At 63.3% G+C, this 12,802-nt stretch carries 17 protein-coding genes; 10 read left to right on the top strand and 7 right to left on the bottom strand.

The features are described from left to right. The first annotated feature begins 224 nt into the window (after positions 1 to 224). On the top strand, positions 225 to 848 hold the full coding sequence (locus tag ACQKI2_RS12090; protein WP_427379920.1) for a hypothetical protein: 624 nt from the start codon (positions 225 to 227) through the stop codon (positions 846 to 848). A gap of 19 nt (positions 849 to 867) precedes the next feature. Next, entirely contained in the window at positions 868 to 1,179 is a 312-nt protein-coding gene (locus ACQKI2_RS12085; RefSeq protein ID WP_427379919.1) for a winged helix-turn-helix domain-containing protein, read from the top strand. A gap of 64 nt (positions 1,180 to 1,243) precedes the next feature. On the opposite strand, the gene ACQKI2_RS12080 is transcribed toward ACQKI2_RS12085, so the two are convergent. The 5 genes from ACQKI2_RS12080 to ACQKI2_RS12060 are packed head-to-tail and all read right to left on the bottom strand — an operon-like array spanning position 1,244 to position 3,865. Then, positions 1,244 to 1,636: a hypothetical protein gene (locus ACQKI2_RS12080; RefSeq protein WP_427379918.1), complete on the bottom strand. Its 393-nt coding sequence runs from the start codon at positions 1,634 to 1,636 to the stop codon at positions 1,244 to 1,246. Further along, a complete protein-coding gene (locus ACQKI2_RS12075) occupies positions 1,633 to 1,965 on the bottom strand; it encodes a heavy-metal-associated domain-containing protein (protein ID WP_427379917.1) in 333 nt (110 codons plus the stop codon). Before ACQKI2_RS12075 ends, ACQKI2_RS12080 begins: the two co-directional genes overlap by 4 nt. A 13-nt stretch (positions 1,966 to 1,978) precedes the next feature. Further along, positions 1,979 to 2,611 (bottom strand): hypothetical protein, encoded by a 633-nt coding sequence (locus tag ACQKI2_RS12070; RefSeq protein WP_427379916.1) that lies wholly within the window; start codon positions 2,609 to 2,611, stop codon positions 1,979 to 1,981. A gap of 50 nt (positions 2,612 to 2,661) precedes the next feature. Continuing rightward, positions 2,662 to 3,039, bottom strand: a complete 378-nt coding sequence (locus ACQKI2_RS12065; RefSeq protein WP_427379915.1) for a hypothetical protein — start codon at positions 3,037 to 3,039, stop codon at positions 2,662 to 2,664. Between the two features lie 43 nt (positions 3,040 to 3,082). Beyond that, a complete protein-coding gene (locus tag ACQKI2_RS12060; protein WP_427379914.1) occupies positions 3,083 to 3,865 on the bottom strand; it encodes a 3-hydroxybutyrate dehydrogenase in 783 nt (260 codons plus the stop codon). Between the two features lie 110 nt (positions 3,866 to 3,975). On the opposite strand from ACQKI2_RS12060, the gene ACQKI2_RS12055 reads away from it, so the two are divergent. The 7 genes from ACQKI2_RS12055 to ACQKI2_RS12025 all read left to right on the top strand — a co-directional run bounded on the left by ACQKI2_RS12055 (position 3,976) and on the right by ACQKI2_RS12025 (position 10,708). Beyond that, positions 3,976 to 4,395 carry a DUF350 domain-containing protein gene (locus ACQKI2_RS12055; RefSeq protein WP_427379913.1) on the top strand — a complete coding sequence of 140 codons (420 nt, stop codon included), beginning with the start codon at positions 3,976 to 3,978 and terminating at the stop codon, positions 4,393 to 4,395. A 5-nt stretch (positions 4,396 to 4,400) separates the two neighbouring features. Then, a complete protein-coding gene (locus tag ACQKI2_RS12050) occupies positions 4,401 to 5,228 on the top strand; it encodes a S1 family peptidase (RefSeq protein WP_427379912.1) in 828 nt (275 codons plus the stop codon). Continuing rightward, a complete protein-coding gene (pyrF, locus tag ACQKI2_RS12045; protein WP_427379911.1) occupies positions 5,225 to 6,094 on the top strand; it encodes an orotidine-5'-phosphate decarboxylase in 870 nt (289 codons plus the stop codon). Before ACQKI2_RS12050 ends, pyrF begins: the two co-directional genes overlap by 4 nt. Positions 6,095 to 6,219: 125 nt before the next feature. Continuing rightward, entirely contained in the window at positions 6,220 to 8,148 is a 1,929-nt protein-coding gene (locus tag ACQKI2_RS12040) for a PQQ-dependent dehydrogenase, methanol/ethanol family (RefSeq protein WP_427379910.1), read from the top strand. Between the two features lie 76 nt (positions 8,149 to 8,224). Continuing rightward, positions 8,225 to 9,181 carry a DUF2167 domain-containing protein gene (locus ACQKI2_RS12035; protein WP_427379909.1) on the top strand — a complete coding sequence of 319 codons (957 nt, stop codon included), beginning with the start codon at positions 8,225 to 8,227 and terminating at the stop codon, positions 9,179 to 9,181. 91 nt (positions 9,182 to 9,272) lie between these two features. Then, positions 9,273 to 9,812, top strand: coding sequence for a hypothetical protein (locus tag ACQKI2_RS12030; protein WP_427379908.1), 540 nt, complete (start codon positions 9,273 to 9,275; stop codon positions 9,810 to 9,812). A gap of 68 nt (positions 9,813 to 9,880) precedes the next feature. Beyond that, positions 9,881 to 10,708 carry a sulfotransferase domain-containing protein gene (locus tag ACQKI2_RS12025; RefSeq protein ID WP_427379907.1) on the top strand — a complete coding sequence of 276 codons (828 nt, stop codon included), beginning with the start codon at positions 9,881 to 9,883 and terminating at the stop codon, positions 10,706 to 10,708. Here ACQKI2_RS12025 and ACQKI2_RS12020 read toward each other — a convergent pair. Then, on the bottom strand, positions 10,698 to 11,384 hold the full coding sequence (locus ACQKI2_RS12020) for a glutathione S-transferase (protein WP_427379906.1): 687 nt from the start codon (positions 11,382 to 11,384) through the stop codon (positions 10,698 to 10,700). The two genes, ACQKI2_RS12025 and ACQKI2_RS12020, sit on opposite strands and share 11 nt — an antisense overlap. Continuing rightward, positions 11,381 to 11,677: a YciI family protein gene (locus ACQKI2_RS12015; protein ID WP_427379905.1), complete on the bottom strand. Its 297-nt coding sequence runs from the start codon at positions 11,675 to 11,677 to the stop codon at positions 11,381 to 11,383. The genes ACQKI2_RS12020 and ACQKI2_RS12015 overlap by 4 nt, the downstream gene beginning before the upstream one ends. Positions 11,678 to 11,855: 178 nt before the next feature. Here ACQKI2_RS12015 and ACQKI2_RS12010 point away from each other — a divergent pair, with 178 nt between their 5' ends. Next, positions 11,856 to 12,545, top strand: a complete 690-nt coding sequence (locus ACQKI2_RS12010) for a TetR/AcrR family transcriptional regulator (protein WP_427379904.1) — start codon at positions 11,856 to 11,858, stop codon at positions 12,543 to 12,545. Positions 12,546 to 12,802: the final 257 nt, after the last annotated feature.

Raw genomic sequence — 12,802 nt, 5'->3', positions numbered from 1 at the left:
GATGGCGCAGGAGCGGAGAGAAGGTCCCGGCTCTGCAGCCGCTGCGCGGCCTTGGCCGGGATGACATGGGGGGTGTGAGAGGCACGTACAAATCGTTGCGCGGTCTCTCGGAGGGGGCGGGGCGTGTTGGATAGGGCGGGGTTTATCCCCGCTTTCAGGGCAGCGGCTTGACGGGCGTAGAATAAATAAGTACTTTGAAATTCAAAGTTATTGAGGAGACTGTCGTGACCCGTTCGCCAAGCCTTGCCGAAGATCTCAGCTATATCCGTGACCTTGCCGAAGCCGGCCAGAATGCGCCGCTGCTGGGCGGGCGGTTCCTGGCGATGTGGGGCGGGCTCGTGACGCTTGCCTATCTGGGGCATTTCCTGATCGCCACCGGCCCTGTCCAACTTGGCGGGGAGGCGTATCTTTATCTCTGGATTGTGTTTGGCCTGCTGGGCGGGATCGGCCAGTTCCTGCTCGTCTCCGCCTCGCGCGGCAAGCCGGGGCAGGCGTCTGCCGGCAACCGGGTGCAGGCAGTGCTCTGGACCGCCTCCGGCATATTTCTCTCCGTGTTCTTCCTCGGCCTGATTGCCCGGATGCTGCTGACCGGGGAAGGGGTTGAAGGCTTCTACTGGTCTGTGCCGATGGTGCTCGGCCTCTATGGTATCGGCCAGTACGTGACGGGAGCGATTTCCGGGCAGGGGGCCCTGAAATTTGCCGGGATCGCGGCCTTTGCCGGTGTTCTCGCGGCCGTCTTCCTGACGGGCACGGAATATATCTGGCTGGCCGGCGCGGCCTCTGCTTTCCTGGCGGTGTTTGTTCCGGGCCTCATGATGATGCGGGCCGAGCCCTCCGAGTCGGTTTGAGCGAGGGGAAGATCACGTCATGAGCGGCGACAATCCCTTTGACCATAATGACATCGACGATGTGATCCATGGGCGGCTGCGCCTCGGCGTGATGGCGTATCTTTCCACCGCCAGCCCGGCTGTTTTCGGGGAGCTGCGCGACAAGGTGGGAGCGACCGATGGCAATCTGTCGACACATCTGAAGAAGCTCGAAGAGGCAGGCTATGTGCTGCAGGAGAAGCGCTTTGTCGGCAAGAAACCTCAGACGCGCGTTTTCCTGACCGACATGGGCCGGGCTGCCTGGCTGACCTGGATTGCCCGGATGGAAGCCATCATGAAGGCGGCCGAATGAGAAATCCCCCTCACCTGCCAGGTGAGGGGGATTTGCCGGTCCTGAACTGACCCTCAATAGGCCCTCAATAGAAGAGGGACGCGGCGAAAAAGGCAAAGAAGGCCCCGATGGCATAGAGCGCGACGCTCAGCCCCCAGACGATCCAGCTAAGCTTGCGGGCGCGGGCGCAGGCGGCGGCCTGAGCCTTGTCTGCCGGGCAGGGCAGGCTGCGCGCGTGCCATTGCCAGGCGCCGCTGGTGAGCAGCAGCGCGCCGGCGAGGGCAAACACCAGCGTCTTGTTCTTTCCCAGCCAGGTGATCTGAGGCACGGCCTCGATCAGGCCCGCCATCACCGCGCCGGCGCCGAGGCTGACCAGCAGCGCCGGAAGGGCGCAGCAGATCAGCGTGCCGGTTGAGGTGAACAGGGTCAGGAAAGCCGGCAGGGTGCTCGGCGGGCGGATTTCGTCTATACCCGTCATTCCGCCACCTCCCGGTCGATCCCGGTGAGGGCGTAGCCGGAATTGCGGATCAGCTTTTCGATGGTGGCGTCGTCCAGCGTCTGGCCGGGGTTCATCGAGATGTGGACTTCGCCCTTGCCGAGATCGACATGCACGCCTTTGACGGCGGCTTCCTTCTTGAAGACCTTCTGGATTGCCTGGGCGCAGAAATCGCAGACGAGGCCGTTTACATGAGCAGTGACGAACTCGCCTTTGGCCTGGGTGACTGCCGGGGCGCTGGGGGCGGCAAGGGCTGGCGCGGAGGCAAGGCAGAGCGCCAGGGCGAGCGCGAGTGTTTTGAGGGTATTCATGAGTACGTGTCCTTCAGAAACGGTAGATCCAGTTGAGGAGAAAGCGGTCTTCTTCGATTGTGTAGCCTGCCTCCACGAGGAGGGGGCCTTCGAAGAAGCGCAGGAGGGGTGTGACCTGGACGGGATTATCCGCCTCGGGATGATTTTCCACCTGGAGCATGGCCCAGGTATGGAGTTTCCCGAATTCGGCCACATAGGGGGCAACGCCGATACGCGCGGCATGAGAGACCGACTGGTCGAAGCCATAGTCCCGGGCCCGCACGTCATAGGAGACGAAGAGGCGCCGGGTTTCCCAGTCCGCCGAAAGGCCGGCAAAGCCGGCGGCTTTCCGGCCGCCATCGAATGCATCGGCCGCGCCCGCGCCGAGCTTGATGTAGAGATTGCCCTGGCTTTGCGGCGCGTTCCAACGCTTGGCCAGGCGCGTGTATTGCAGGCCGGTGAAGGTGGCGTCCATCGACCAGTTCTGCTCGGCCAGGAGGCCGAGGGAGTCAGTGGCCGTGGGCGAATAGTGGACAAGCAGGGAGGAATACATCCCGTTATTGTCCTGCATCGCCGTCCAGCCGCCTGCATAGGAGACGGGCCGGGCGCTGGCAGGCGCCGCGAGGGCTGTCAGCGCGAGCGCCGCAACCATGAATTTGGAGGGCATGAGCCGTGTGTCCTGTCTGTTGATTGATCCGGTGGCGGATGATCGACAGGTCAGGCTTTCGGGGGTGGCGGCTCGGGGATCAGTGTGCGCGAGGGGGCGCGGGCGTCCAGCGGGAAGCTGGCGGGAAGGGAGAAGGCTGGGGCGGCGGCCTGCGGCAGGGCGGGGGCCGGCAGGGCGGCAAGCACGGCCGGGCAGCAGCAGATGCCATCAGCCGCCGGCGCCTTGTCTGGCGTGTCACCAGAGAGGTGTTCCGGCGCAGCTTCGGCCATCATATCGCAATGATCGTGGGAGGCGCCTGCTTCCGCAGGCGCGCTGGCCGCCACGGGCTTCATCCCATCCTGCATATGGCAGGGGCTCGCATGGGCGGCGAGGCCACCGGCGATCATCAGCCAGAGGCTGAGGGCGAGAAGAAGACTGCGTGCCAGCATTGCAGAGGAAAGTGCCGTGGTCTGCCCAAAGCGTCAAATAAACTTATTGTGCGGTCCAGCCGCCATCGATGGAGAGGTCTGCGCCATTGATCTGGGCGGCGGCGGGGGAGCAGAGGAAGTGGGCAAAAGCGGCGATTTCCTCCGCGGTGACGAATTCCTTGGTCGGCTGGGCGGCGAGGAGGACATCATGCTTGACCTGTTCCTCGGTCATGCCGCGGGCCTTGGCAGTGTCGGCGATCTGGCCTTCGACGAGGGGGGTGAAGACATAGCCGGGGCAGATGGTGTTGCAGCGGACGCCATGGATGGCGCCTTCCAGCGCGGTCGTCTTGGTGAGCCCGGAAAGGCCGTGCTTGGCGGCGACATAGGCCGATTTGAAGGGGGAGGCGACCTTGGCATGGGCCGAGCCCATATTGAGGATGCGGCCCCACTTTTTCGATTTCATGTAAGGCAGGGCGAGCCGGGTGGTGTGGAAGGCGGCGGACAGGTTGAGCGCGATGATCAGGTTCCACTTCTCCACCGGGAACTCGTCAATCGGGGCCACGAATTGCGTGCCGGCATTGTTCACGAGGATATCGACGCCGCCGAACGTATCGGCGGCTTCCTGCATCATTGCTTCGATGGCATCTGGTTTTGTCAGGTCTGCGCCTGAGAAAACGGCTTTTACTTTATGATCCTTTTCGATGCCGGCGCGAAGTGTCTCGATCTCCTTTGCGTCACCGAAACCGTTCAGCACGATGTTGGCCCCGCCGGCTGCAAGCTGCAGCGCGATGGCCTTACCGATGCCGCTGGTTGAGCCTGTAATGAGGGCAGTTTTTCCGGCGAGCATGTTCCTCTCTCCTTGAGGCTGGGGGGCGCACTCGATAGGGTCGAACCGGTGGTTCCAGAAGCCGGGCGTAGACCCGCAAGCGAGGATAAACAAGGGTGATACTGGGAGAATTGAGCGCTTTTGATGCCGCCTTTCCGCGCTTCCTGATGTCAACGGGCATGGCCGGGGCGATGCTGCTGATCGCATCGACTGTCTATGTTCTGCTCACGCCATGGAAGGAACTGGCCCTCGTCAAGGATGGCAATGCTTCCGCCGGTGTGGCGCTGGCGGGGGCGATCGGGGGGCTGGCCATTCCGATCGCTTCGACGCTGGCGTCTTCGGTGTCTCTTCCCGAACTTGTGCTCTGGGGGGCCATTGCACTGCTCATGCAACTCATTACCTACCGTATTGTGGACCTGATCCTGCGAGGCATTCCGCGCCGCATTTCGAATGATGAAATGGGCGCGGCGGTGGTGCTCGCCGCTGCAAAGCTCGGCACCGGGCTGATCTTTGCGGCAGGGCTGTGGGATCCGGTGTTACAGAGGATCTGAAGAGTATGCGTGCGTTTGACTGGGTGATCTATGCCGCCGCGCTCGGCTTTATCCTCCTGGTCGTGTTCTCGCTGGTGCCGGAGGCTGAGGCGCCCGCGCCGCCGCCGCCATCAATCATCGCTGAGGAAATCGGGCCCCTGCTGCCCGACCCGTCGCCGCTGGACGAGCTGGTCGTGGTGCAGACCGGGCCGCCGCAGAACGGCGTGGGTACAGCGTTTGCGATCAATTCGCGCGGCGACTGGCTGACGGCCCGGCATGTGGTCGATGGCTGTTCCAAGGTCAGCCTGGAAGTGGCGCCGGGTAATTACGTGCCGGTGGCGCGGGTTTCGCTGGATGACGGGCATGATCTGGCGCTGCTTTCGACCGGGCGCAGCCCCAATCCGGTGAGGCTGGACCTCACATCGCCGATGTTTCTGGGCAGTGAGGGCTATCTGGTCGGCTTCCCGCAGGGACAGCCTGGGGAGCTTGCCAGCAAGCTGGTGGGCCGCTCGCGGCTGGTGACGCGCGGTCTGCGTGAGGCCGACATGCCGATCCTGGCCTGGGCCGAAGTCGGCCGCACAAATGGTCTGACCGGGACGCTGGGCGGCATCTCCGGCGGGCCGGTTTTCGGCAAGGACGGGGCCGTACGAGGGGTGATCGTGGCCGAAAGCCCGCGCCGGGGCCGCGTCTACACAACAGCGCCGCAATCGGTGGACGCCTTCCTCACCACCATGGGGGTGCCGCTTGAGGCGGGCCCCTCTGACACTTTCCGCATCCGCAATTATGGCGCGGCCTCCGACACGGCCCGGCGGCGCTTGCAGGTGGTGAAGGTTATGTGCGAGGTGGTCGCATGACTGATTTTGCATCCCGGCTGATCGACGGCACACGGAAATTCGGCCCGCTTTGTGTAGGGATCGATCCCCATCCGGGCATGATTCCGGAGCTTTTCGGCGGGGATACGCCCGAGGGGGTCTGGAAATGGTCTCAGGCGATCATTGAGGCCGCGGCCGGCAAGGTGGCGGTGGTGAAACCGCAGGTCAGCCTGTTCGAGCGCCACGGGCCCGAAGGCATGGCAGCGCTGCAGGCGGCGGCGAAAGCAGCCCGCGCGGCGGGGCTTATCGTTCTGATGGATGCCAAGCGCGGGGATATCGGCACCACGGCGGAAGGCTATGCGCAGGCCTATCTTTCGCCCGGCGCGCCGTTTGAGGGCGATGCCCTGACCGTGAACCCGTATATGGGCCTGGATACGCTGGAGCCTTACGCAAAGCTCGCCAAGGCGCATGGCAAGGGCGTGATCGTTCTGGTGCGCACGTCCAATCCCGGCGCGGCGGATTTCCAGTCGCGCATCATGGCAGGCGCGCCGCTCTATGTGCGCGTGGCAGAGGCGCTTCAGCCGCTGACCGAGCGGCTCATGAGCCCCTGTGGCTGGTCGAGCCTGATGATGGTGATCGGCGCGACGGCGCCCGAAGAAGCCCGCGCGGTTCGGGCCTTGGCGCCCAAGGCGCTGTTCCTTGTGCCCGGCTATGGCGCGCAGGGGGCCGGGGCGGCCGAGGCGTGTTCCGGACTCGTCAACGGGGAAGGCGGTGTGGTCAGCGCGTCACGCTCCGTCAACTTTCCGAAGGCGGCCGCGAACGCCGCGGACAAAGCCAGCTGGCGCCAGGCGATTGATGAGGCGATCCTCGCGGCGCGGGACGAGTTGCGCCTGGCGGCGGTGGCCTGAGCTCCCTGACCGGCGGAAACACTCCCGCCGCGTCATGTCTCGACTTTGCAACGCAAGCAGATAGTCTGCCGGGCATATGATCCCGCGCGCGCGTGCGCTGTGGGGCGAGGTCTGGGAGGATTATCGTGAGCAAGTTTGTGTCGGCCCGCTGGGCCAGCCCCCTCATCGCTGCCGCCGGCGCGGCCTTTGTTCTGGCAGCTTGCGGGCAGGGGCAGGTTCAGAAGGCAGAGCCGCGCGGGTTTGCAGCGGTCGATACGGCCCGCATCTCCACCGAGAGCGCCGGGAATGAGTGGCTGACCTATGGCGGGACCTATGATGAGCAGCGCCATTCAAAGCTGACGGCGATCAACAAGGAGAATGTCAGCCAGCTGGGCGTTGCCTGGACCTATGACCTGGCCACCAATCGCGGTGTGGAATCGACGCCGATTGTCGTGGACGGAACAATGTACGTCACCTCGGCCTGGTCGGTGGTGTATGCGCTGGACGCCAAGACCGGCGCCGAGAAGTGGGTGTATGATCCGCAGGCGGATCGTGCTGTGGGCGTGAAGGCCTGCTGCGATGTGGTGAACCGGGGCGTGGCGGTCTATGACGGCAAGGTCTATGTCGGCGTGATCGACGGGCGGCTTGAAGCGCTCAACGCCGAGACCGGCGAAGTCATCTGGAGCAAGGTGACGGTTGACCAGGACAAGCCCTACACCATCACCGGCGCGCCGCGCGTGGTGAACGGCAAGGTGCTGATCGGCAATGGCGGAGCGGAGCTCGGCGTGCGGGGCTATCTGTCCGCCTACGACACAAGCTCCGGCGATCTTGTCTGGCGGTTTTACACGGTGCCCAACCCCCTGAAACAGCCGGACGGCGCGGCTTCGGATGATGCGTTCGTGCAGGTCGGCAATGTGACCTGGGGCGATGAAGGCGCCTGGACGACCGATGGCGGCGGCGGCACCGTCTGGGACTCGATTGTCTATGACGAGGTAAACAACCAGATCATCTTCGGCGTTGGCAATGGCTCTCCCTGGAACCGGACGTTCCGCGACCCTGCCGGTGGGGACAACCTGTTCCTTTCCTCGATCGTTGCGGTGGACGTGGATACCGGCGCCTATAAATGGCACTTCCAGACAACGCCGGGCGATAACTGGGACTATACCGCGACCCAGACGATCATTCTGGCGGACCTGCCGCTGGGAGAGAATGGTACCCCGCGCCGGGTTGCCATGCAGGCGCCGAAGAATGGCTTCTTCTATGTGCTGGATGCTGCGACCGGCGAGTTCCTCTCGGGCGACGCTTATGTGCCGATGAACTGGGCGACTGGCCTGGATGAAAATGGCCGGCCGATTGCGCCGCCGGAAGTGGCAAAGTTCCTGCGCGCCAGCCTTAAGGGCCGGCTGATCGCCTGGGACCCGGTGGCGCGCGCGCCCCGCTGGACCGTCGAGCATGAGAATGCGTGGAATGGCGGTGTGCTGTCCACCGCAGGCGGTCTGGTCTTCCAGGGCAAGCTCAATGGCGAATTCGTCGCCTATGACGCGGCCACAGGCGAGAAGCTTTGGAGCCATAATCTGAAATCCGGCGGCGCTTCGGGGCCCGGCACCTTCATGATCGATGGCGAACAGTATGTGACCATCACCACCGGCTGGGGCTCTGCCTTCGCGCTGGCGGCGGGCTTTGCCTATGACGAGAAGGTGCCTTCGACGGTGGGCAAGGTGGTGACTTTCAAGATCGGTGGCACGGGCGAGATTGCCGATTCCGGGCTTGCCCCGGTGGATGCCACCCCGAAAGGCGAGGCTTTCGGCTCGATGGCGGTGATCTCGGAAGGCGCGGTGCATTATGCCCGCAACTGCGCGGTGTGCCACGGCCCGCTCGGCGTTTCTTCCGGCGTGCTGCCGGATCTGCGCTGGTCAGCCATCACGGCCAATACGGATGCCTGGAAGGGCGTGGTGCTGGAAGGCAATCTGGCGGCCAATGGCATGGTCTCGTTCGCCGAATATATCACCCCGGACGAGGCTGAGGCGATCCGTGCCTATGTGTTGACGCAGGCACATGCGGCGGCAGGCGAATAGGCCGCCAAAGCGAAAAAGTGTTTGCTGAACCCCTTTCCCTGTGATGGTTATTCCACCACAGAGAGAGGGGTTTCTCATGAAAATAGGCCGGGCAGCCATCAGCGCGGTGGCAGCAGTGATTATCCTGTCGGGTGGTCCGATTGGGCTGGCAGCGGCGCAAGCGCCGGACGCTGCAATAGAGAGCGAAGACTACACGCCTGAGGAAATGGAGGCGGCCTATCGCGCCTTCGCCGAGGAAATATTGCAGGAGAGCCCTGCCCGTCATGGGGAGGTGATCCTCTCGGGCGCCCCGGCCAGGCTGCAGGTCAGCGATGGTTTTGATTTCTATGACAAGGCAGGTGCGCGGAAGATTCTGGAAGATATCTGGGGCAACCCGCCCGACGACACCGTTCTGGGGATGATCTTTCCGGCGGGTGTCTCGCCGGTCGATGCGGCGTGGGGCGCGGTCCTGACCTATGAAGCGAGCGGCTATGTCAGCGATGATGACGCCGCCGGGATCGACTATGCCGAGCTGTTGCAGGACATGCAGAAGGCAACGCGGGAAGCCAATAAGGAGCGCAGCCGGCTCGGCTATGCGACAGTCGAGCTGAGGGGCTGGGCCGAGCGGCCCCGTTATGAAGCCGGCACGCACCGGCTCTATTGGGCGAAGGACCTTATCTTCTCCGATTCCGAGGGCGTGGGTACATTAAACTATGACATGCGCCTGCTGGGCCGCAGCGGGGTGTTGTCAGTCAACTTCATTGGAACCATCGACGCGCTGGAGGAGGTGCGGGCGGCCGCGCCGGATGTGCTGGGGATGGCTGCGTTCAATCCTGGCCAGACCTATGCGGACTTTCAGCCGGGGGATAAAACCGCCGGATATGGTGTTGCGGCGCTGATTGCGGGCGGGGCGGGGGCCGCAGCCCTCAAGAAGGCAGGGGTGCTGACGGTGCTGCTGGCCCTCCTGAAGAAGGGCTGGATCCTTATTCCCCTGGCCTTAGGCGGTTTGTGGAAAATGATCACCGGTCTGTTCCGGCGCAGGCAGGCGCCCTAAGGGGGCGCGGGTGCGGGCAGGCAAGGGACAATCGCGCAACCTTACCGAATTGGACATGGCGCAGCGGTCTCAGGCGGACTAGAATATCCTTATGCATATTGTCTTTGCTCTCCTTGCTGTTCTCACCGCCGCCGCCGTGTGGACCTGGCGTCTGCGAATGGCAAAGCGCGGCCTGGATGAGCTGGGAGAGGTGGCAAAGACGGTTGCCAATGCGCCCCGGCGTCTGGCGTTCAAATGGCGCGCGGGCAGGGGCGGCGTCGATCTGATCGAAGATCCGCGGGAAGCGGCGGCGATCATGATGATGATGGTGGCGCTGGCGCGGGGCGCGCCGCTCACGCCGCGGCAGGCCGACATGATCGAAGCTGAAATCCGCACGCATTTCAGCTTTTCCGTGCAGGAGGCTGAAGAGTTGGCGGCGCATGCCGCCTGGGTGGCAGGCAGCCAGCTGCCGGGGGAGGCGCAGATGCGCCGCCTCAGCAAGCTGGTGGTGAACGCGCCCCAGCTGGGCCCCAAGGAAGTGGTGGACCTGGATACGATGCTGGTGGCGGTTTCGGAGGCAGAAGGGCTGCCGGCACGGGCGCAACTCGGGCTGTTGCAGATCTATCGCGACATGGCCGGGCTGAAGACCTAGGACGGACGCAATCTTCAGCAACCAACATGGCATTGTCTTCCCCGGCAAGGACGCCTAGCGATAACCCCATGATCAGTTCCGAACCTCAATCCTACCTCGCCAAGGTCCACAATGACCGGTGGACCAATTTCTCCGTGTTGCGGCACGGGGCGTTCGACGGATTTCTCGTCACGTCGAAGAACTCCGGAACCCATTGGGTGAAATATATGTTCGCCGTGGCGCTGGCCGACACATATGGCATCGCGCGGCCGGAATATTTCTCCGAGAATGCCGTGCGGCCCTATATCGGCTGGCCGAAGGACAAGGCGACCTTTCCGCAATTGCCAAGGCTGGCCTTCAGCCACACCATTCCCCATCAGCTTGCCGACTGGGGATGGGCGCGCGGACTCGCCGGCTTGCCGCCCTATGTGCTCTGTGTGCGTCATCCGATGGCGATCCTGGCGTCACACCATGCGAAATGGGAATATGACATCAAGGTTGACTGGCTGGAGTATCTGAAGGGCGATCCGGAAGGCAAACGCTATCGCTGCGATCTTTACTGGCTGGCGCGCTTCTGGAACCGCTGGGGAGAAGTGGCGGAGAAGTATCCGGCCTCGATCCTCCGTGTGCAGTATGAAGAAACGCGCGCCGATCCGCGCGGGACGCTGGAAACCATGGCGAGGCACTGGGGCATCGCGCTGAAGCCCGAAGCGATCGAGGCGGCTCTGGCGGAAGGCACCAAGGAGGCGATGGCGAAGAAGGTTGATCCCGAGGCGGAGCCCAACGTGCTGCAAAACCGCCAGGTGTCTCTGGAGGAACTGTTCTCGGGCGAGGCAATGGAGATTTATGCGCAGCGCGTGAAGACGCTGTTCCGCTACGATCTCGGCTATGATCTGATGACGCCGCCTAAGGCTTGAGATAGCCGCTGGAGCGGCCTTCAGGCCCATACCTGATCCACCAGGGCTCGGCAGCGGCCTGCGCTTCCAGGCGTTTGAAGTCCGGATCTTCAAGAGCGGCGGCGGCGTAATCGGCGGCGGCGCCCGTGAGCGGCAAGCCGAATGTGCGGAACCGGGTCACCACAGGCAGGTAGAAGGCATCGGCCGCCGACCAGGCGCCGAAGAGGAATGGGCCGGGCTCCTCCTCATTGCGGCCATGGGTTTCCCGCAACTGGGACCACATCGTCTGGAGGCGCGCGATGTCCGCCTCGAGGGCAGGGGTCATCTCTGGCGCAGGCGTGCGGCCGCGAATGTCCATCGAACAGGCGTTGCGGATGGCGGCAAAGCCGGCATGCATTTCCGAAGAAACCGCCCGGGCAATGGCCCGCCGGGCCGTATCTTTCGGCCAGATGACGCCGGGGCCGGCCAGTTCGGCGACAAATTCGGTGATCGCCAGGCTTTCCCAAATCATCAGATCATCCCAGATCAGCAGCGGCACCTTGGCCGTCGGGCTGATCTCCTTCAGGCGGGCTGTGGTCTCTGGGAAGTCCAGCGGGAGGATTTCTTCCTCGATACCCAGGCCCGCCTTGCGCACGGCCATGAGGGGGCGGATCGACCAGCTGGAATAGTTGAGGTTGCCGGAAATGAATTTTCTCATGCGGGTTTCCCCTCGCCATAGGCCCAGCGCGTTTCGCTGATATGGACGCGGCCGAAGACGCCGGCTTTTGTATAGGGGTCTGCGGCGTTGAGGGCGCGGGCGGCAGCAGCATTTTCCGCCACCATCAGGAAGACCGACCCGATCATGCCGCCTTCTTCGTTCAGCAGGGGGCCGGCCATGCGGCAGGTATCTCCAAGGCTGGCGACCCATTCCAGATGCGCTGGGCGGGTTGCCGCACGGCGCGCGGCGCCGTCGGTTTCATTGTCGAGGCAGTGCAGACAGTAAAGCGGCATTGCAGGCATCTCCCTTTTGCTCTGCCGCCGCTATGGCACAGTCAGAAGGGGGGTGTCATCGCTGTTCTGGGGCTGGTTTGAAGCAGGGGCCTGGCGAGCGCGCAATGTCAGGTAGATGACACAAAATGGACGCTGAACAATATATTGAACGTTCAGCAATTTGCTGTAGACTTACCCGATGACCCAGATGGACGACACTAGGAAGATGATTCTCCACGCCGCCGTGGAGCGCATTCTTCACTATGGCTATTCGAAGACAACGATGGCGGAGATCGCCAAGGACTGCAACATGTCCGCCGGCAATATCTACCGTTTCTTCGCCTCCAAGCTCGACATTGCCGAGGCCATGGCCCGCAAGTTCAATGAGGAAGCCTACGCCACCTTCGCCAGGATCGCGGACAAGAAGGTTTCCGCAGCCGACCGGATGCGGGAAATCTTCCATTACGAGCTGACGCGGACCTATTCTGCCATCGCGGAAGAGGCGAAGATTCTGGAAGTGGCGGAAGTCCTTTCGGATGAACGCCCGCTCTACATGAATGAAAAGCTCGCCAAGGAGCGCACCTATCTCGTTCAGATCATGGAGGATGGTGTGGCGGCCGGCGAATTCCGGGCGATCGACAATCCCGAAGAGGTCGCCGAGATGTGGCAGGCGGCGCTGATGAAGTTCCGCTTTCCGCAGCTTTTCTCGAAACTGACCCTGCCCAAACTGCAGCGCGAAATCGACGGGGTGATGGATCTGCTGCTGGCGGGCCTGTCTCCCGGCGCAACCCCGCCCGCCGCCTGGGAAAGCCTGCCCGAAGCGGTCGATCCGCATTGCGTTCCGGGCGTCGATGCTGTCATGAAGAAGCACCTGAACACTGACGAGTGAACGAAATCAAATTTATTCATTGATTATCCCTCAATGGGGTGCTATATGATGGTCATGGGCGGCGATGGTCGCTGCCCGGCACCGTCAGAAAGCTCTCCCCATGTCCTCCCAGGAAAATCGTCAGGCCGTTCTGTCTTTCCTTGCGGCCATCCCTGCCACCGCCCTTGTCATGTGGGCCACCGTGCAGCTCGCTTATTTCGTCGGCTAAGGCCGGCGCGCACAGGTATCGCTGCGCGCGTTTCCCCTGCCGCGTTCAG

Origin of the sequence: Hyphomonas sp. NPDC076881, from assembly GCF_050269995.1 — a bacterium.
Classification (GTDB): Bacteria; Pseudomonadota; Alphaproteobacteria; order Caulobacterales; family Hyphomonadaceae; genus Hyphomonas.
This window is presented reverse-complemented; position numbering and strand designations above follow the sequence as displayed.